The sequence below is a fragment of the Ligilactobacillus agilis genome (genome assembly GCF_025311475.1).
GTDB lineage: Bacteria > Bacillota > Bacilli > Lactobacillales > Lactobacillaceae > Ligilactobacillus > Ligilactobacillus agilis.
In genome coordinates this window covers 1,895,001-1,914,987 of record NZ_CP104397.1, presented here as the reverse complement: position 1 = coordinate 1,914,987, position 19,987 = coordinate 1,895,001, and the positions used below count along the sequence as shown (strand labels likewise).

Sequence of the window (19,987 nt, the reverse complement as noted above, 5' to 3'; positions counted from 1 at the left end):
TGGTGTTAGGGGGCTTGTTTTAGTTAGCAAAGTAAAAATTATTAAAGTCGTATTTATAGACCCGGTAGATAAACTTAGTGCTACCAGTGGTTTCAAAGGACTGGATTAATTTACCATCCGCATCATATTCGGCAAAGGTGGCGGTCATTCCCGAATCAGTTACGACGTTATTATCTTTAGTCTGAACGCTAGAGATAAATGGCGAGTAAGGTAGACTAATTTTTTTGACTAGTTGGTAACTACCGGTGTTTTCGTTGACGAGGTACTTATAGTAACTAGATTGATAGTCGTTGGAAGCTGTTGCGCCCCCGCTGTTAGGATAATTAGCCCAACTAAAGTTAGTTCGGGAGTTCATAATTGCGGAGTTGTTGTTAAACATTTCCAAATAGTAAACCCCGGCTGTCTCAGTTGGAATATAGGTTACAGAGTGTTGCCCAGCTTGGGAAGTAAAGTTGCCAACTTTATTCAACAACAAGTTAGAGTATGTGCCGACCCCTTGCCAAACCGACGGATCAGAAATAAAGTAATCTAACTTGGGATAACTAGTAAGGCTAGAAATCTTCATAATGGTCGAAGTTTCCCGGGAACTAATGATGACTTGGTCGTCTTTAGTTAATTGGATGCTGTTGGCGTGGATAACGTCACGGTAGCCCTTATTATTAGTTAAGGTTTCAATCCCGGTGGCGGTTTTGTAAAGGTCACCCAACAAGTCCTTGAAGTCTAAGAGGCGACTAACTTGGCCGGAAGTACCATCAATCTTAATAATTTGGTCTTCAACTCGTTTTTCACTGGCTTTAAGCTTAGTATCAGTTGCGAGGGCGATGATATTCCCCTGACTGTCTACGGCAAAGTCATGGTGGAGTTTAAAGTTAGTGTCTTTAAGCGAGTAAGACTGCACCACTTGACCTAACCGGTCTAACGTAACTAGCTGGTCGTCGTCAACTGCTAGGTAAAGCTTGTTATCAGTTTGAACTAGGCGCAAGGAATTGTAGTTGATGGTTGGAATTTCGGCACGGATGTAGCCGTCATTATCGACCAAGTAAGTGTTGCGGGTCTTTAGACTTTTATCACCAATTACGGCGTAAAGGCCGGAGGAAAGCTTGGTTTTGCTAGTGCCCTTAGTAACCTTAAGTTGGTTTTGCTTACTTCCCCGTAGCTTGTTAGGGGTGTAAGTGAAGGTCTTAGTTTCTTTTTGGCCAGTTTGGTCCGTGGCGGTAATGGTAATGGTATTTTCCTGGCCGGCAATTAAACCAATTAGCTGGTAGGTGTGATTCTTAGCGTAGGTTCCGTTGGGGTTATAGAGTGTTTGGCTAAAGGTGCTAGTCCCTTTACTTTTAACCGTATAGGAAATCTTAGTTGCTTTCGTGGTTGAAAAGTGTAGGTACAGGCCGGTGGTGTTAGTTAGGTAGGGGTTAGCTAACACCAGCATTTTATCGAAAGAATAAGTTTTGTTAGTCTCTAGTTGCTTGATCTTTTGGGCAATTTTAGTTTGAGTGGCGGTTTGATAAATGTCGCTAACACTCTTAATGTTTAAGTCGGAGTAATCTAAGGTGGTGATGGTCTGTCCGTTTGCGACTGGCAAAATTGTCTCAGAAGAAGTAGCGTTAGAACTAGCCTTTTGCTTAACGAAGATTAAGCTAGCAGTTAGGGTGACTACTATCGAGCCAAGGGCTAGTAGGAAAAGTTTTCTTTTGAGTTGCAAATTCATCATCCTTTAATTTATGTATTGGTATTTATATATTGATAAGTCCAGTATGCATAGTAAATGTGACTAGACTATGAACAAGCTGGCAAGGAAAAGTGATAAATTAATGATGTTACTAACTTAATAAATTAGATATCGCTAAAAATGTTTTAAAAAATATTTTGCACAATAAATATTTACATTTTCTATAATTAGTACTATACTTAATGTGTTATTTTAAAGCGCTTACATACTTTAGGACATTGGGAGTTTTTATCATGATAAAGCCCTATATTATGGCGATTGGTGAATGAATAACTAGGACACGGGTTACTATTTTTGAGCGTGTAGACGTTCAAAAAGAACTCATCTAATATTTTTCGCAACTTGGTAGGGTGGAACATAATGCTAATAAGATTTGGTATGCAGCTTTAGCAACTATTACCATTTTGTTCTTTTTTGAAATTACTGTGAAACGACGATTATTTGAGATAGAAAAACGGATTCTCTTATTTATAATGCTTTTGTTTGGCACACAAAAACGTGAATAATTACTGATTTTGAAGCCGACTGGAGTAAAGGTCTATGTAACAGATTACTTAAATGCTTCGAGAACAATGTTATTTAATATTCATTATTAAAGAAGTACATAAGGAGGTCTAATGATGTCAGATAAATATATTATGGCTATCGACGAAGGTACTACAAGTACACGTGCGATAATCTTCGACAAAAAGGGAAATAAAATTGCTGAAGGACAAAAAGAATTTCGTCAATATTTTCCTCAACCAGGTTGGGTAGAGCATGACGCTAATGAAATTTGGAATTCAGTATTGGCAACATTAGCTAATTCTTTCATTAGTTCTGGGATACAACCAAAACAAATTGCAGGTATTGGTATTACTAACCAACGTGAAACAACTATTATTTGGGATAAAGAAACAGGATTACCAATTTATAATGCCATTGTTTGGCAATCAAGACAAACAAGTGACATTGCACAAAAATTAATTGATGAAGGTTATTCTGATACTATTCATGAAAAAACAGGTTTAATCATTGATGCCTATTTTTCAGCAACGAAGATTCGTTGGATTTTAGATCATGTAGAAGGTGCCCAAGAACGTGCCGAAAAAGGTGAATTGTTATTCGGTACGATTGATACATGGCTTACATGGAAGTTGACAGGTGGTAAAGTTCATGTAACAGATTACTCTAATGCCAGTCGTACAATGTTGTTCAACATTCATGATTTGAAGTGGGACAAGGAAATCTTAGAATTATTGAATATTCCTGAAACTTTATTACCAGAAGTTAAAGGAAATTCTGAAATTTATGGTCAAACTGCAGCATACCACTTCTTTGGTAGTCAAGTTCCGATTTCTGGTATGGCTGGTGACCAACAATCTGCTTTATTCGGTCAACTAGCTTTAGAAGATGGAACAGTTAAAAATACTTATGGTACAGGTTCGTTTATTGTAATGAATACTGGTAATAAACCAGTTCTTTCTAAAAACAACTTACTAACGACTATTGGATATTCTATTAATGGCAAGATTAATTTTGCTTTAGAAGGTTCAGTATTTGTATCTGGTTCAGCACTTCAATGGCTAAGAGATAGTATGGAAATTATTGAATCAGCTCCTGAATCAGAAAGAGCAGCTAATGAATCAACTAACCATAATGAAGTTTACGTTGTTCCAGCCTTTACAGGTTTAGGTGCTCCTTACTGGGATAGTGATGCTCGTGGGGCAGTGTTCGGATTAACACGTGGTACAACCAAGAATGACTTTATTAAAGCTACTTTACAATCACTTGCTTACCAAACAAGAGATGTATTAGATACGATGGAAAAAGATACAGGTATTAAGATTCCAGTCCTTCGTGTTGATGGTGGGGCTGCTATGAATAACTACTTGTTACAATTCCAATCTGATTTGCTTAATAAGTCAGTTGAAAGAGCTGGAAACTTAGAAACAACAGCTCTAGGTGTAGCTTTCTTAGCTGGATTGGCAGTTGGTTTCTGGAAAGACACAGATGAATTGAAAGAATTATTTACAGTTGGTCGTAGATTTGAACCAGAAATGTCCGATGATGCTAGAGAATATCTATATGCTGGATGGAAGAATGCAGTAGAAGCAACACGTATATTCAAACATAAAATAAACGAAAATCTGTAGGAGGAAATACAATGACATTTTCAATTAAAACACGTAAAAATACAGTTGATAGATTAGAGAATGAAGAATTAGATTTGTTAGTAATTGGTGGGGGAATTACTGGTGCAGGTGTTGCCCTCCAAGCTACAGCTTCCGGTTTGAAGACTGGTTTAGTTGAAATGCAAGACTTTGCTGAAGGAACAAGTTCTCGTTCTACAAAATTAGTTCATGGTGGTATCAGATACCTAAAGACATTTGATGTAGGTGTTGTTGCAGATACTGTACAAGAACGTGCAGTTGTTCAAGGAATTGCTCCACATATTCCAAGACCTTTCCCAATGTTATTACCTATTTATGACGATCCAAGTTCAACATTCGACATGTTCAGTGTTAAGATTGCGATGGATTTATATGACCGCTTAGCTGGAGTAACAGGCACACAATATGCTAACTACACAATTTCTCGTGAAGAAGTATTACAACGCGAACCAAACTTGAAGAGCGATAAGTTATTAGGTGCAGGTGTTTACCTTGATTATGTAAACAATGATGCTCGTCTAGTTATTGAAAACATTAAAGAAGCTGATGAATTAGGTGGCTTAATGGCTAGTCACGTTAAGGTTGTAGGTGTTCTTCATGATGATAATGGCCGTATCAATGGCGTAAAAGCTAAAGATTTATTAACAGATGAAGAATTTGAAATCAAAGCTAAGATGGTAATTAATACTACAGGTCCATGGGTAACTAAGACACTAGGCTTAGATGACAAGAATGGCGAAGGTGAAGTAATTCGTCCAACTAAAGGTGTGCATTTAGTTGTAGATAGCTCACGTCTAAGAGTTCCTCAACCAACATACTTTGATTCCGGAATTGGTGACGGTCGTATGATTTTCGTTGTTCCACGTGAAAACAAAACATACTTTGGTACAACAGACACAGACTACACTGGTGATTACAAGCATCCAAGAGTTGAACAAGCTGATGTAGATTACTTATTAAAAGCTATCAACAACAGATACCCAGAAGCTGAAATTACAATTAATGATATCGAAGCAAGCTGGGCAGGTTTAAGACCACTTCTATCTGGTAATGGAAGTTCAGACTACAACGGTGGTGGATCTAACACTGGTAAAGTATCAGATGAAAGTTTCGAAAACTTAATTAAGACAGCTGTAGCATACAGTAAAGATGAAGCAAGTCGTGGCGAAGTTGAAAAATCAATCAGCAGCTTGAAGATAGCTTCAGCAGAAAAGACTCTAAGCCCATCACAAGTATCTCGAGGTTCCTCACTTAAAGTAGGTGATGATGGTTTAATCACACTTTCAGGTGGTAAGATTACTGACTATCGTAAGATGGCAGCTGGAGCAATGGAATTAATCCGTAAGTTATTCAAAGAATTATTTAATAAAGATGTACGCGAAGTTGATTCCAAAAAATTACAAGTTTCAGGTGGACACTTCGATCCTACAAACGTTGATGAAACAATGAAATTCTACCAAAAGATTGCGATGGACAAAGGTATGCCAGCTGCAGATGCTGCTGACTTAGCAAATCGCTTTGGTTCAAACACAAGTCGTGTAATTTCTTACGCAGACGATGTAGAAGCAGCTCCAGGTTTAACTTTAGCTGATACATTAAGTTTGCATTACTCTGTGAATGAAGAAATGACTTTGAATTTGGTAGACTTCTTATTACGTCGTACAAACTATGTTCTCTTCCATAAAGATGAATTAATGATGAAAAAAGATGCTTTCGTTGATGAAATGGCACGCATTATGGAATGGGATGAAAAAGAAAAAGTAGCTGCAGCTAAGCAATTAGATGAAACTATTGCAGAATCAAGCTTAGCATATTTAAAGTAAACTGCTGATAAAACTAGATAATAGAGGTGATTTGTGTGAATGGATTTTTAGGAGAATTTTTTGGGACGATGATCCTAATCGTATTAGGTGTGGGCACGGGTGCTGGTGTCAACCTCAAAACATCATATGCACGTAATTCAGGTTGGCTATTCATCACAATTGCTTGGGGTATGGCTGTAACATTTGGTGTTTATGTAGCTGGTAGCTTTGGTTCTCAAGGACATTTAAATCCTGCAGTTACAATCCCATTCGCAATCTTTGGATTCTTCCCATGGGATCAAGTATTGCCATACTTATTAGGCCAATTCTTAGGAGCTTTTGTTGGTGCAGTTTTAGTTATTATCCAATACGGAGCACAATTTAAGAATGCAAAGGATGTTAGTGACGGTAATGTAGTAGGGATTTTTGCAACAGGTCCTGCTATTAACAATAGTGTATATAATTTTTTAAGTGAAACAATTGCAACTTTTGTATTCATCCTAACATTATTGAACTTAGGAGACTTCACAAAGGGGTTGAAGCCACTGATTGTTGGCTTATTAATCATGGTAGTTGGCCAAGCTTTAGGTGGAACAACAGGATTTGCTTTGAATCCAGCTCGTGACTGGGCTCCAAGATTTGCTTACTCAGTATTACCAGTACCTAATAAAGGTGACTCAAACTGGAGTTACGCTTGGGTGCCGATGTTTGGCCCATTAACAGGTGGTTTAATCGCAACTTGTGTTCAATATTTCTTGATGTGATAAGTAAATAATATTTCAGAAGAGACTGAGGACAAACTAATCTTAAAAATAAGAGTCTCTGGGTGCATATTTTCAAAGGATTCTAAGAAAGTAACGTTACTTTCCTAGAATCCTTTGTTATTAACTTTGAGTTCTGAGAATTTTTGCTATAGATCGTTTTTTTAAAAAGAGTTTCACAATTGCATGTAAAATCACTTGTACCTAAGGCTTTGTGAGACTTTCCAAAAAGTTACTGAAACTTGAAAGCAAAAAAAGAGCATAAAAATTCCCTATTCTCTTGATATAAGCGGGATATCACTGTATTAAATTAGTTTTTTTCACGCCTTTTGAAGCTGGAAAGCTATGCTTTGTGGTAGGCTGCTGATAAATTTATCAACTGTCTCATTAAGTTGTTTTATTGGTGCCACTGGTTCACTTTCTACAAGCTGATTTAGTAGTTTTATAAATCATACCAATACATCAGTCAGACTCAAATCAGGCATTGCTTCACCCATGATATAGAACAGGTCTCCGATAGTACGTTCATCTTTTTCTTGGCGTTCTTGCCAAGCTAACAAATCATAGGTCATCATCACAATAGCTAAGTGACCACAAAGACCGTCATAATTTTGAACTTGAGTCTTATCAAAGCGCAAATACTGTTTAGCAGCCTTGAAGTACGTCTCTATCTGCCATCTTCTACCATACAGTTGAATAATTTCAGCTGGACGAAGAGATACTTTAGTAGTTGCAAGAACTAAGTTTTAGTTTGAGTGGCAGTTTGATAAATGTCGCTAACACTTTTAATGTTTAAGTCGGAGTAATCTAAGGTGGTGACTGTCTATCCATTTGCGACTGGTAAAAATGTGTCAGAAGAAGTAGTGTTAGAACTGGCCTTTTGCTTAACGAAGAATTAAGCTAGTAGTCAAGGTGACTACTGCCAAGCCAAAGACTAGTAGGAAAAGTTTTCTTTTGAGTTGCAAGTTCATCATCCTTTAATTTATGTATTGATAAGTTTAGTATGCAGGCTAAATGTGAATAGAATTTGAACAAGTCAGCAAGGAAAAGTGACAATTTAGTGAAAGGGCTTGGGACGCTAAAAAATTAAGAGAAAAATCCTTTAAAAATATAGATTTCACGCAACGAACATTGCTAAAATTAGCTTCAGGCGCTATACTTATCACATAAAACTGATATAAGCGTTTACATAAGTTTGTTAGGAGGTTTACTATGGCGGAGTCCTATGTGATGGCGATTGACGAAGGAACGACTAGCACCCGGGCCATTATTTTTGATCACGCCGGCAATAAGGTAGCTGATGCCTAGCAAGAATTTCCCCAGTATTTTCCTAAGCCCGGTTGGGTGGAACATAATGCTAACGAGAATTGGAATGCCGTGCTAGCTACGATTACCAATTCATTTATTTCCTCTGGAATTACTAACCAGCGATTTTGCAAAAGCCACTTGAGCGGGCGGCTAATTTAGAAACGACCGCATTGGGAGCGGCTTTTCTAGCTGGGTTAGCGGTTGGCTACTGGCAAGATACTGCGGAGCTAAAGCAACTTTTTGCTAAGGGCCAGCGGTTTGAAGTGCAGATGGCGCCGGTAGAAAGTAGCCGCTTATATGCAGGGTGGCAACGAGCAGTTAAGGCTACCCGGATTTTTGCACAAAAGGATTAGTTGGGGAGGGATGAGTATGACTTTTTCATATCAGATTAGAAAAGAAACGTTAGCTAGGTTAAAAAATGAGGAACTAGACCTCCTAATTGTTGGGGGTGGAATTACTGGAGCTGGGGTGGCTTTACAGGCGGTCGCATCGGGAATTAAGACCGGGTTAGTTGAGATGCAAGATTTTGCTGAGGGAACGAGCTCTCGGTCTACCAAGTTAGTGCACGGAGGGATTCGCTACCTCAAGACCTTTGATGTGGGAGTAGTAGCCGACACGGTTCAGGAACGGGCGGTAATTCAAAGAATTGCCCCCCACATTCCCCGGCCGTTCCCGATGTTGCTTCCAATTTATGACGACCCTAATTCAACCTTTGATATGTTTAGCATTAAAATTGCTATGGACCTTTATGATAAATTAGCAGGAATAAAGGGGACTCAGTATGCTAATTACACCATCGACCGGGAGGAAGTCTTGCAACGGGAACCGGGTTTAAAAGCAGATGGTTTACTGGGAGCAGGAGTTTACCTGGATTATGTTAATAATGACGCCCGCTTGGTGATTGAAAATATTAAAGAAGCTGCTGAATTAGGGGGATTGCTGGTTAATCGGGTTAAGGCGGTGGATGTTAGCCACAACGAAAAGCAACGGATAAGTGGCATTATTGCACGAGACGAGTTGACCGGAGAAGAATTTCCGATTAAAGCCAAGTTAGTCATTAATACTACGGGTCCATGGGTTTCTCGCTTCTTAGAGTTAGATCCTAAAAATGGTCAAGGACAGGTAATGCGACCAACCAAAGGGGTTCACTTAGTGGTCGACCAGTCTCGGTTAAGCGTCCCCCAACCAACTTACTTTGACTCTGGCGCCGGCGATGGTCGGATGATTTTTGTGATTCCCCGGGAGGGTAAAACCTACTTTGGAACGACTGACACAGACTTTAACGGTGATTACAGTCGTCCTCAGGTAGAACAAGCAGACGTTGATTACCTCCTAGCTGCGGTCAATAACCGCTACCCTCAGGCTGGATTGACACTGAATGACATTGAGTCCAGTTGGGCTGGAATTCGGCCTTTGATTGAAGCTAATGGGAGTTCCGATTATAACGGAGGTGGCGCCAACAGGGGAAAGGTTTCTGAAGAAAGCTTTGAAAAATTAGTTACAACAGTTACTGATTATACCAAAAAGGCAGCTTCGCGCTTGGAGGTTGAGCAAGCGATTAGCAATTTAAAAACAGCTCGTTCAGAGCGAGTTTTAAGTCCGACTCAAGTTTCACGTGGTTCTTCCCTCGATTTGGGTGACGATGGGTTAATTACCCTTTCAGGCGGGAAGATTACCGATTATCGTAAGATGGCAGCCGGGGCATTGACTTTAATCAGAAAACTGTTACGGACGCAGTTCAAAATTGTGGCTAAGGAAATTGACTCTAAGAGTCTACAGGTTTCGGGCGGTCACTTTGACCCAACCAATATTGAAGCTACGATGAAGTTTTACCAAAAAATTGCGATGGACAAGGGGATTCCGGCTGCAGACGCTGTTTACTTGGCCAACCTTTATGGTTCCAACACCGGCCGGGTCATTTCCTACGCTAATTTCGTTAAAGCTGCCCCAGGCCTAAGCTTAGCAGATACTCTCAGTTTACATTACGCTATTGATGAAGAAATGGTCTTAAGTCCAGTTGATTACCTCCTTCGGCGTACCAATAATATCTTCTTCCACGCCGATGAGCTTAGTTTTAAGCAGGAGGCCTTTGTTGACGAAATGGCACGGGTGCTGGGCTGGTCTAAAGAAGAGACGGTGGCTAAACAAGCCGAGTTAAAACAAACGCTTGAGCAGGCGCAGCTGACTTATTTAAAGCAGAAACGTTAGCGACGAATCATAAAATAAGTGAGGTTACCAATGAGCAAGAAAATCTTACCATTATTTGGTGGAATGTTAGTACTGGGCTTAATCGCAGGCTTGTTACTTAATTTCTGTCCTGGACTAGAAGCCTGGTTACACCAAATAACAGGTTGGCATTAAAAAAGCCCTCCGCCCAAGTTTTGGGGCGGAAGGCTTTTTAGCTAGTTATTAGTAGCGTCAACAATCGCAACAGAAGCGGTTAATTCACCGGAACTATTACCGCTAAGTTTGAGCAATTTGTTAACGGGATTAATCTGGAGTTTCATGTTGTTATCCATGAACATATCCGTATAGTCCTTGTAGCGTACCGGACCTAAATCGGAGTCTAGAGTTTCAGAGTAATCCTTGGCGTAGGTACCGGGCTTAACGGCGATAATCCTAAAACCACCGTCAAGGGTACATGAGCCGGTCTTGGATAGAGGACCAACCCCGTCGTCATAGTCTAAAAGGAGATCAAAATCTGCAAAGGGAGCTAGCTTTTCTTTAGCTTCAGTTGTAACTGTTAGATACATAGCACTCACTTCTTTCTTTCTATCTGTATCTATTATAACTAATAAGTTGTTAAAAGAGAAATATATTGCTCACAATATTAATTAAAAAGCAGGCCTATAATTTAGACCTGCTTTTTTTGATTAGTCTACCCAAGCTTTGACTTGCTTAGGGTGAGCTTTAATCCACTTTTGGGCAGCTTTTTGAGGGCTCATCCCATTATTGATATCAAGCATGACGCTTTCCATATCTTCCTTTGTCCACGTAAACTTGTTCAAAATCCGGTAGGCTTTAGGGTTATCTGTCTTGAGATTCTTTTTAACAATGGTATGGATATTTTCGCTCCGTCCCATTGTATGCTTAGAATCCGCTAAGTATTTGAGTTTATACTTGGCAAACATCCAGTGAGGAGACCAACCCGTAATTACAATTTCTTGGTGTTGCTTGATGGCCTTATCTAAGGCAACAGTCATCGCACCGGAAGAGGAGGTAGAAAGTTGCCAGTCATTTAAATTGGAGTAGGCCTTGAGGGTTTTCTTAGCGGCTGCGGTAACACCAGCACCTGGTTCAATCCCAGTGATAGTTTTATTAGCTTGATTGCTTAAGTCTGAGATTGAATTGACGTTCATATAGGCAGGGACTGCTAAGCCAAGCTTAACGCCCTTAAGGTTAGGTCCTAAATCGACTAAGTTATTGTGGTATTGCTTATATAAATTACCGTGAGTTGTAGGTAACCAAGCTCCGACTTCGGCATCAACTGAGCCGTTGGCAACCGATTTCCATAAGACGGCGTTATCTAAACTAGTGAGTTCCACTTTAAAACCTTGGTCACGTAAAACTTGGGCGATAACGTTAGTCGAAGCAACTTCGGAATCCCAGTCAACGTAGCCTAGATTAATGGTGGGTTTAGCTTTTTGGGTCAAAGACTTAAAGTTACCGGCCCCCAAAACAAGGATGATGGCTGCTAAAATTCCCCCGACGATTAAGCGGTGATTGCGCTTTTGTTTAGGGGTCAATTTAGGTTTAGCTTGGATTGGTTGGTTAAATTTTTGGGTGAAGCGGTCGATAATAATCGCTAGGATAACCAAGGCCAATCCGGCCACAAACCCCGTCCCGATGTTAGCGTGTTGAAGGGCGGAGAGGACGTCTTTTCCTAACCCAGGCGCCCCAATCATGGAAGAAGTAACTACCATTGAGAGGGCTAGCATGATGGTTTGGTTAATCCCCGCCCAGATGGTAGGTTTAGCCATAGGTAATTCCAGGGAGAAGAGTTTTTGCTTAGGAGTTGAACCAAAGGCATCAGTGGCTTCGACCAACTCCTTAGGAATCTGTCTAATCGCCAAGTTGGTAAAACGAACTGTTGGGGGTAAGGCGAATATAACTGAGGCAAAGACCCCGGGAACCATCCCGATGCCAAAGAAGGCTACCGCCGGAATCAAGTAAACAAAGGCGGGCATTGTCTGCATAAAGTCCAGAATAGGTTTAACCACAGCTTGGACCTTATCATTTTTAGCCATCCAAATCCCCAAAGGAATTCCAATGATGACGGAGACTAAACTGGCGATTAAGACCAAGGTGAAGGTGTTCATTAATCCAGTCCACAACCCTTGGTTATAGACAAATAAGAGTCCCAGCAAGGTTAAAGCTGGCAATTTAAAGTGCCGGTTGCTGCCAAAGTACGCAGCGATAGTTAAGAGGGCAATCAGCAGTAAGGGCGGTAGGAACAAGAGCCCGTTAGTGATGAAGTCCATCAAGGCTGAGCCTCCCTTAGTGATTAGGTTAAAGAAACCAGCACAGTTGGTGGTCAACCAATTAGTTAATTGGTCAATTAGGTGTGCAATAGGTAGTTTGTAACTAAAAATATCCACAAATTCCATCCTTTCAAGATAATTAAGCTTCCGAACTATTAACGGCTAAGGCTTCAAGCACCCGGCCCTTAATAATTACTCCCAGTAAGCGGCCGTTTTCATTGACCACTGCAAGGGGGGTAGGCGAATCATAAATTAAGTCAAAGATATCCGTGATTAGGGTATCTGGGCTAACAGTTTTGACGTTTTTGTCGATAACTTCCGTAAGTGGTAGCTTTTCTTTGCGAGCTTTAAGGGCGGCTTCGGCAGTTAGGCTCCCCTTAAGCTGACGTCTTTTATCGACAGCCAACAGCATGGAGACTTCTTCTACCCGCATCCGACTTAGGGCCACGTTAGGACCATCGTTTTCAATGTTAGTTGTAAACGGAGCCGTCATAATATTTTGCGCCGTCAAGACCTTGGAGCGGTCGACGTCTTCGACGAATTCCTTAATGAAGTCATTTTGTGGGTTGGTTAAAATCTCTTCCCCAGTCCCGATTTGTAAAATTTGGCCGTCGTTCATAATGGCGATGCGATCGCCAATGCGTAAGGCTTCGTTTAAATCGTGGGTGATAAAGATAATTGTTCTTTGCTTTTCTTCTTGCAAGTTTAGCAATTCATCTTGCATGTCCCGCCTAATCAAGGGGTCAAGCGCAGAAAAGGCCTCGTCCATTAAGAGGATATCTGGGTCATTGGCTAAAGCCCGGGCTAAACCAACCCGCTGCTGCATCCCCCCAGATAATTGGTTAGGGTATTGGTCCTTAAAGGCTAAAAGGTTGGCACTGTCTAAGGCGGCTTCAGCCAATTGGCGGCGTTTTTCTTTAGCTACGCCCCTAACTTCGAGGCCGTATTCAGTGTTTTCTAAAATGGTTTTATGAGGAAAGAGGCCGAAATTTTGGAAGACCATATTAATCTTTTCTCGCCGGACTTGGCGTAGCTCTTCTTCATTCATCTTAGCTACGTCTTTACCATCAATGTAGATTTGACCTGAGGTGGGGTTAATTAAGCGGTTGAGCATCCGGATTAAAGTTGATTTCCCCGAACCAGACAGCCCCATGATGACAAAGATTTCCCCGGCTTTAACTTTAAAGTTGGCATCGTAGACACCCACGGTGGCGCCGGTTTTCTTTAAGATTTCTGTTTTACTTACATGTTGTTTAACTAGGTTTAAAGCGGCTTTTCTTTTCCGCCCGAAAATTTTGGTTAAGTTGTGAACTTCTAACTGTTCCACAGAAAAACTCCTTTCAAATTCGTTTAAGTGACAATACTATCGTAACTATAATGTGGTCACTTTGTCAAATAAGTTGTTTGAAATTTAATTTTCTAAAAGCGGTTACTTCTAGGTGGTTGTAGCGGTAAAAAAATCTAAAAAAAAATAAAGTGCCAACCTAATTTTATAAAAAGGTTGGCACTTGTTTAGTTATTAAGTTGAATATTGAACAGATTGCAAACCCGTTCGTAGGATAGCTCTGAGCCGACAAAGTAAATCGTATCGCCAGCGGCTAACTTAGCGTAAGGTCCGGGTGAAACCACGAGCTCGTCTGCATGCCTAATCGCAATCAGAGTCGCCCCAGTTGAATGCCAGAGATTCAATTCATTAAGTGAACGCTCAAGGTTAGTCGCCGTGGTTGGTAAAACTAACTCAAAGGGAGAAAAGGGAAATTTCTTATGGACTAACTGAGTTCGTTCAACCAGGTTAGTCACCATTTGGGCTAACTCTTCGAGGTCGGCTTTTTGCTTGCTTAAAGACTGGCTAATCCCGGCTTCCATTTTGGCGAGGGAGGTTGTTTCTTGGTAATTAGCTAGAAATTCTTGGGCTTTTTCTTTAGAGGAGATATAAGCGCCACTGCCATGCTTGACTTCCATAATATCGAGGTCAGCCAGCATATTGATAGCTTTGCGTGCCGTTTCGGGTGAAACTTTAAAGTTGCTAGCTAAAGTTGAACGGGCATGGAGCTTGCTACCGACCGGGTACTTACCGGCTACGATGCGTTCAGCTAATGCAACCGCGATTTGTTGGTAGCGGGGAAAAGTTATTTTTTTCTTATTATCACCTGACATATTTAACGACTACTTTCTTAGAGATTTTATTCACTCGCATTATAGTACGTTTTTTTTGAAATGAAAAGTCAACCCCAAAGCAGCTTGCGACAAAAAAGCTAATCTGTGCTAAACTTGAATAATAATTTGAATAAGAGGTTAGAGAAATGCAGAATAAATCAACAAAAATCGGCTTGTTTTCTGCGGTCATGCTAGCTTTGGGGTCGCTGATTGGCTCCGGCTGGCTCTTTGGTGCAGGGGAAGCCGCGCGGGTGGCGGGACCTGCTGCCATTATTTCCTGGATTTTAGGGGCGGTTATTATTATGGTGATTGCCTTTAACTACATTGAGTTAGGAGCGATGTTTCCTGAAAGTGGGGGGATGAGCCGCTATGCCCAGTATAGCCATGGGCCCTTGTTAGGCTTTATTGCCGCCTGGGCTAACTGGATCTCCCTAATTACCCTGATTCCGATTGAGGCGGTTGCGTCGGTCCAATACATGTCGACTTGGCCTTGGAAATGGGCTAACTGGACTAATCAGTTCATGGATCACGGTCAGGTGACGGGTTTAGGGATAGTGGTCGTCTTCTTTTTTATGCTCTTTTTTACCATGCTAAATTTTTGGTCGGTCAAGGTGTTAACCCACTTTACCAGCTTGATTTCAATCTTTAAAATTGGGATGCCAACCTTAACGATTATTATGCTAATCATTAGTGGCTTTCATACCGGTAACTTTGGTCATAGTTGGCAGAGTTTTGCCCCTTATGGGAGCCGAGCAATTTTTGAAGCCACGACCGTATCGGGAATCATTTTTTCATACGATGCTTTTCAAACGGTTATTAATATGGGGGGCGAACTAGAGCGGCCCCAGAAAAACATTTTGCGGGGAATTGTGATTTCGCTAAGTATTACCGCTGTCATTTATATTTTGTTACAAGTAGCCTTTATCGGTGCGGTTGCACCAAGCAGCCTCGCTAAAGGTTGGGCCGGGATTAACTTTGCTTCCCCCTTTGCGGATTTAGCAATTTTATTGGGACTACATTGGTTATCGGTGTTACTTTACATTGACGCCTTTGTTTCTCCTTTTGGAACGGGGGTTGCTTTTGTCGCCACTGCCGCTCGGACCTTAGCGTCCATGACTAAAAGTGGCCACATTCCGGCTTGGTTAGGACGCTTAGAACGAAGATACATGGTACCACGCTTTGCCTTGCTAGCGGACTTAGGGTTGGCAGTGATTTTGGTTTGTCTTTTTAGGGACTGGTCAACCTTAGCGTCCGTTATTTCGGCTTCCACCTTGATTGCTTATTTAACCGGACCAGTTACCGCAGTCTCCTTGCGTAAGCTCCGCCCTGATTTTAAGCGTCCGGTTAAGTCAAAATGGTTAAAGGTCTTAGCGCCCCTCTCATTTGTTTTAACCAGCTTAGCCATTTACTGGGCAATGTGGCCAACAACGGTGGAAGTTATCCTGGTAATTGCGCTGGGCTTGCCTATCTATTGTTACTATGACTGGCGCTACGGACAGTTAAGTCTAAAAGGTCAGCTAAAAGGGGCGGGGTGGTTACTAGTCTACTTAGTTTTCATCTCCGTAATGTCTTACCTTGGAAGCGCAGGTTTTGGTGGGCAAGACTACTTTAAGTATCCATTTGACTTTTTAATTATCGTGATTGTTTCGCTTGTTTTCTATTACTGGGCCTTAGCTAGTCGGATTGACGGCCCCGATTTGGTTGCAGCCGCTAAGGTTAACCACCAAGTGAAATTAGAGGATTAGTTTTCTTTGACAAACGATTTCAAACAAGCTAAATTAATCATAAAGTAAATTTTTTAACAGGAAAGTAGGGATAGCATGTCAGCTAAAAAACGGGAAGTATTGTCTAAACTTAACGAAACGGTCAACTTGGACTTATTAAAGAAGGCCCTATTACATGAAAGCTTATACGCAGGGTTAACGGAACATAGGCACATTGCGGTCAGGATTTTGAGCCAAGTCAAATCCGGCTTAGCCAATGATGTCTTACACTTGGCAGAAGTACTTGACTTAGTTCCTAGTGAAGTTAAGAGTGCGGTGGATAAGTTAGTTGCCAGTGGGCTGCTATCCTTAAAGGAAGGCCGGCTTGAATTGACAGCTAAGGGTCAGGAAGTCTTTACCAAGATGGCTGCTATTCATGATGAAATTTCCGAGCAAATCTTCAAAGACTTCGATTCTGAAGAGCTCGACCAATTTTTGACTTACCTAGCTAAGATTAAGGCTAACCTAGCTGGCATTAGTGAAAGTGAGTTAGCACAGCTAAAGGAAAAAATGCGAGAGTTACCTACCCATCCTAGTCAATTTTTCAAGAGATAATTTAATTTCATAAAGACCAAAAAGTCCGGTTTTGAATAGCCGGGCTTTTTTAGGCTTGATAACGATTTCCAAAATTAAATTAAAAAAAATAAAAAAACTACTTGACCGGTTAAAGTTTTTTCGGTAAGATAAATATCGTTGTTTCAAGCCGTCAAAGCTTTTACAACTAAAAAGAAATCAAAATTAAGCTTGACGAACAAACTTAATTTTGATAACATATAAACGTTGTCGCTAGAAATTATTTTTAATAATCATTAAAAATAATTCTTGACAGTGAAAATGATAGCTGTTAAAATTTTAAGAGTTGTCGCTACTGTTAATTGGCGATGATGTCTGAGTAGATCTTTGAAAACTGAACAAAGTTTTAGACAAACCAAATGTGTAGGGTCAGTTGGAAACAACTGCAAAAACATTTGCGAAGTCAATTCGCTAGTATAAAAATGAGTCACAAATTCTAAAATGAGAGTTTGATCCTGGCTCAGGACGAACGCTGGCGGCGTGCCTAATACATGCAAGTCGAACGCTTTTTTCAATCATCGTAGCTTGCTACACCGATTGAAAATTGAGTGGCGAACGGGTGAGTAACACGTGGGTAACCTGCCCAAAAGAGGGGGATAACACTTGGAAACAGGTGCTAATACCGCATAACCATATTGACCGCATGGTCATTATGTAAAAGATGGTTTCGGCTATCACTTTTGGATGGACCCGCGGCGTATTAACTTGTTGGTGGGGTAACGGCCTACCAAGGTAATGATACGTAGCCGAACTGAGAGGTTGATCGGCCACATTGGGACTGAGACACGGCCCAAACTCCTACGGGAGGCAGCAGTAGGGAATCTTCCACAATGGGCGCAAGCCTGATGGAGCAACGCCGCGTGAGTGAAGAAGGTCTTCGGATCGTAAAACTCTGTTGTTAGAGAAGAACATGCAGGAGAGTAACTGTTCTTGTATTGACGGTATCTAACCAGAAAGCCACGGCTAACTACGTGCCAGCAGCCGCGGTAATACGTAGGTGGCAAGCGTTGTCCGGATTTATTGGGCGTAAAGGGAACGCAGGCGGTCCTTTAAGTCTGATGTGAAAGCCTTCGGCTTAACCGAAGAATTGCATTGGAAACTGGAGGACTTGAGTGCAGAAGAGGAGAGTGGAACTCCATGTGTAGCGGTGAAATGCGTAGATATATGGAAGAACACCAGTGGCGAAAGCGGCTCTCTGGTCTGTAACTGACGCTGAGGTTCGAAAGTGTGGGTAGCAAACAGGATTAGATACCCTGGTAGTCCACACCGTAAACGATGAATGCTAAGTGTTGGAGGGTTTCCGCCCTTCAGTGCTGCAGCTAACGCAATAAGCATTCCGCCTGGGGAGTACGACCGCAAGGTTGAAACTCAAAGGAATTGACGGGGGCCCGCACAAGCGGTGGAGCATGTGGTTTAATTCGAAGCAACGCGAAGAACCTTACCAGGTCTTGACATCTTTTGACCATCTTAGAGATAAGATTTTCCCTTCGGGGACAAAATGACAGGTGGTGCATGGCTGTCGTCAGCTCGTGTCGTGAGATGTTGGGTTAAGTCCCGCAACGAGCGCAACCCTTGTTGTCAGTTGCCAGCATTAAGTTGGGCACTCTGGCGAGACTGCCGGTGACAAACCGGAGGAAGGTGGGGACGACGTCAAGTCATCATGCCCCTTATGACCTGGGCTACACACGTGCTACAATGGACGGTACAACGAGTCGCAAACTCGCGAGGGCAAGCTAATCTCTTAAAGCCGTTCTCAGTTCGGATTGTAGGCTGCAACTCGCCTACATGAAGTCGGAATCGCTAGTAATCGCGAATCAGCATGTCGCGGTGAATACGTTCCCGGGCCTTGTACACACCGCCCGTCACACCATGAGAGTTTGTAACACCCAAAGCCGGTGGGGTAACCTTTTAGGAGCTAGCCGTCTAAGGTGGGACAGATGATTGGGGTGAAGTCGTAACAAGGTAGCCGTAGGAGAACCTGCGGCTGGATCACCTCCTTTCTAAGGAAAATTACGGAAACCTACACGGGGTTTAAAACTTTGTTTAGTTTTGAGAGTTCTACTCTCAAACTTGTTCTTTGAAAACTAGATATTTATTCTATTTCTTATTTAATGAAAAACCGAGAAAACACCGCGTTTTAAAGAGTTAAAACAAGAATTAGTTCTTAATCGCAAACTCATAGCTTAAATTATTAAGCGAGGTTAAGTTATTAAGGGCGCATGGTGGATGCCTTGGCACTAGGAGCCGATGAAGGACGTGACTAACTGCGATATGCTTCGGGGAGTTGTAAGTAAACTGTGAACCGGAGATTTCCGAATGGGGCAACCCAGCAGGCCTAACGGCCTGTTATCGCTAAGTGAATTCATAGCTTAGTTGAAGGTAGACGTGGGGAACTGAAACATCTAAGTACCCATAGGAAGAGAAAGAAATTCGATTCCCCCAGTAGCGGCGAGCGAAGAGGGAAGAGCCCAAACCGAGAAGCTTGCTTCTCGGGGTTGTAGGACTGGACTTTAGAGTTACCAAGAGATTTGATAGTTGAATGATTTGGGAAAATCAGCCAGAGAAGGTGAGAGCCCTGTAAACGAAATTAAATCTCCTCTGTCCAGGATCCTGAGTACGGCGGAACACGTGAAACTCCGTCGGAATCCGGGAGGACCATCTCCCAAGGCTAAATACTACCTAGTGACCGATAGTGAACCAGTACCGTGAGGGAAAGGTGAAAAGCACCCCGGGAGGGGAGTGAAAGAGTTCCTGAAACCATGTGCCTACAAGTAGTTAGAGCCCGTTAATGGGTGATAGCGTGCCTTTTGTAGAATGAACCGGCGAGTTACGTTAGCATGCGAGGTTAAGGGGGAAAGCCCGGAGCCGAAGCGAAAGCGAGTCTGAATAGGGCGCTTTAGTATGTTGACGTAAACCCGAAACCAGGTGACCTACCCATGTCCAGGTTGAAGGTGCGGTAAAACGCACTGGAGGACCGAACCCGTGTATGTTGAAAAATGCTGGGATGAGGTGTGGGTAGAGGTGAAATTCCAAACGAACTTGGAGATAGCTGGTTCTCTCCGAAATAGCTTTAGGGCTAGCCTCGGAGTAAAGGATAGTGGAGGTAGAGCACTGTTTGGACTAGGGGCCCGTCTTGGGTTACTGAATTCAGATAAACTCCGAATGCCACATATCTATATCCGGGAGTCAGACTGCGAGTGATAAGATCCGTAGTCGAAAGGGAAACAGCCCAGACCACCAATTAAGGTCCCTAAATATGT

General features: G+C 41.9%; 13 protein-coding genes, 2 rRNA genes and 2 pseudogenes (1 of these 17 running past the window's edge). 11 read left to right on the top strand and 6 right to left on the bottom strand.

The window, feature by feature from the left end; all coding sequences use genetic code 11:
* Positions 1-19: 19 nt before the first annotated feature.
* Positions 20-1,702 carry an aryl-sulfate sulfotransferase gene (locus N4597_RS09600; RefSeq protein ID WP_260903652.1) on the bottom strand — a complete coding sequence of 561 codons (1,683 nt, stop codon included), beginning with the start codon at positions 1,700-1,702 and terminating at the stop codon, positions 20-22.
* 647 nt (positions 1,703-2,349) lie between these two features.
* Here N4597_RS09600 and glpK point away from each other — a divergent pair.
* Genes glpK through N4597_RS09585 form a run of 3 tightly spaced genes read left to right on the top strand, consistent with a single transcriptional unit; the run spans position 2,350 to position 6,448 of the window.
* Positions 2,350-3,864 (top strand): glycerol kinase GlpK, encoded by a 1,515-nt coding sequence (glpK, locus tag N4597_RS09595; protein ID WP_089144208.1) that lies wholly within the window; start codon positions 2,350-2,352, stop codon positions 3,862-3,864.
* A gap of 11 nt (positions 3,865-3,875) precedes the next feature.
* A complete protein-coding gene (gene glpO / locus N4597_RS09590) occupies positions 3,876-5,705 on the top strand; it encodes a type 1 glycerol-3-phosphate oxidase (protein ID WP_260903648.1) in 1,830 nt (609 codons plus the stop codon).
* Positions 5,706-5,740: 35 nt separating this feature from the next.
* A complete protein-coding gene (locus tag N4597_RS09585; protein ID WP_172573216.1) occupies positions 5,741-6,448 on the top strand; it encodes an MIP/aquaporin family protein in 708 nt (235 codons plus the stop codon).
* Between the two features lie 317 nt (positions 6,449-6,765).
* Here N4597_RS09585 and N4597_RS10765 read toward each other — a convergent pair.
* Positions 6,766-7,188, bottom strand: a pseudogene (locus N4597_RS10765) (transposase); the annotation flags it as partial.
* A 469-nt stretch (positions 7,189-7,657) separates the two neighbouring features.
* Between N4597_RS10765 and N4597_RS09575 the strand changes: the two are divergent.
* The 4 genes and pseudogenes from N4597_RS09575 to N4597_RS09560 form a co-directional block, all read left to right on the top strand.
* Positions 7,658-7,864 (top strand): annotated as a pseudogene (locus tag N4597_RS09575) (FGGY family carbohydrate kinase); the annotation flags it as partial.
* Positions 7,865-7,878: 14 nt separating this feature from the next.
* Positions 7,879-8,106, top strand: a complete 228-nt coding sequence (locus tag N4597_RS09570; RefSeq protein ID WP_172584628.1) for a hypothetical protein — start codon at positions 7,879-7,881, stop codon at positions 8,104-8,106.
* A gap of 16 nt (positions 8,107-8,122) precedes the next feature.
* The gene (gene glpO, locus N4597_RS09565) at positions 8,123-9,961 is read left to right on the top strand and encodes a type 1 glycerol-3-phosphate oxidase (protein WP_260903644.1); all 1,839 of its coding nucleotides are present in this window, start codon (positions 8,123-8,125) and stop codon (positions 9,959-9,961) included.
* Between the two features lie 30 nt (positions 9,962-9,991).
* Positions 9,992-10,114 carry a hypothetical protein gene (locus N4597_RS09560; protein ID WP_260903641.1) on the top strand — a complete coding sequence of 41 codons (123 nt, stop codon included), beginning with the start codon at positions 9,992-9,994 and terminating at the stop codon, positions 10,112-10,114.
* A 41-nt stretch (positions 10,115-10,155) separates the two neighbouring features.
* Here N4597_RS09560 and N4597_RS09555 read toward each other — a convergent pair whose 3' ends face one another.
* The 4 genes from N4597_RS09555 to N4597_RS09540 all read right to left on the bottom strand — a co-directional run bounded on the left by N4597_RS09555 (position 10,156) and on the right by N4597_RS09540 (position 14,391).
* Complete coding sequence (locus tag N4597_RS09555) at positions 10,156-10,506, bottom strand: iron-sulfur cluster biosynthesis family protein (RefSeq protein WP_056976767.1); 351 nt, start codon at positions 10,504-10,506, stop codon at positions 10,156-10,158.
* Positions 10,507-10,626: 120 nt separating this feature from the next.
* Positions 10,627-12,351: an ABC transporter permease/substrate binding protein gene (locus N4597_RS09550; RefSeq protein WP_260903637.1), complete on the bottom strand. Its 1,725-nt coding sequence runs from the start codon at positions 12,349-12,351 to the stop codon at positions 10,627-10,629.
* A gap of 22 nt (positions 12,352-12,373) precedes the next feature.
* On the bottom strand, positions 12,374-13,561 hold the full coding sequence (locus N4597_RS09545) for a quaternary amine ABC transporter ATP-binding protein (protein WP_260903634.1): 1,188 nt from the start codon (positions 13,559-13,561) through the stop codon (positions 12,374-12,376).
* Positions 13,562-13,746: 185 nt separating this feature from the next.
* Complete coding sequence (locus N4597_RS09540; protein ID WP_260903632.1) at positions 13,747-14,391, bottom strand: GntR family transcriptional regulator; 645 nt, start codon at positions 14,389-14,391, stop codon at positions 13,747-13,749.
* Between the two features lie 146 nt (positions 14,392-14,537).
* On the opposite strand from N4597_RS09540, the gene N4597_RS09535 reads away from it, so the two are divergent.
* From N4597_RS09535 to N4597_RS09520, 4 genes are all read left to right on the top strand, one after another.
* On the top strand, positions 14,538-16,136 hold the full coding sequence (locus tag N4597_RS09535; protein WP_204774073.1) for an APC family permease: 1,599 nt from the start codon (positions 14,538-14,540) through the stop codon (positions 16,134-16,136).
* A gap of 75 nt (positions 16,137-16,211) precedes the next feature.
* Positions 16,212-16,709, top strand: coding sequence for a MarR family winged helix-turn-helix transcriptional regulator (locus tag N4597_RS09530; protein ID WP_172578730.1), 498 nt, complete (start codon positions 16,212-16,214; stop codon positions 16,707-16,709).
* Between the two features lie 455 nt (positions 16,710-17,164).
* Positions 17,165-18,727: ribosomal RNA gene (locus N4597_RS09525) — 16S ribosomal RNA — on the top strand.
* A 199-nt stretch (positions 18,728-18,926) separates the two neighbouring features.
* Positions 18,927-19,987 (top strand): 23S ribosomal RNA (locus N4597_RS09520) (it continues 1,857 nt past the right edge of the window).
* Together the 16S and 23S rRNA genes form the textbook arrangement of a ribosomal RNA operon.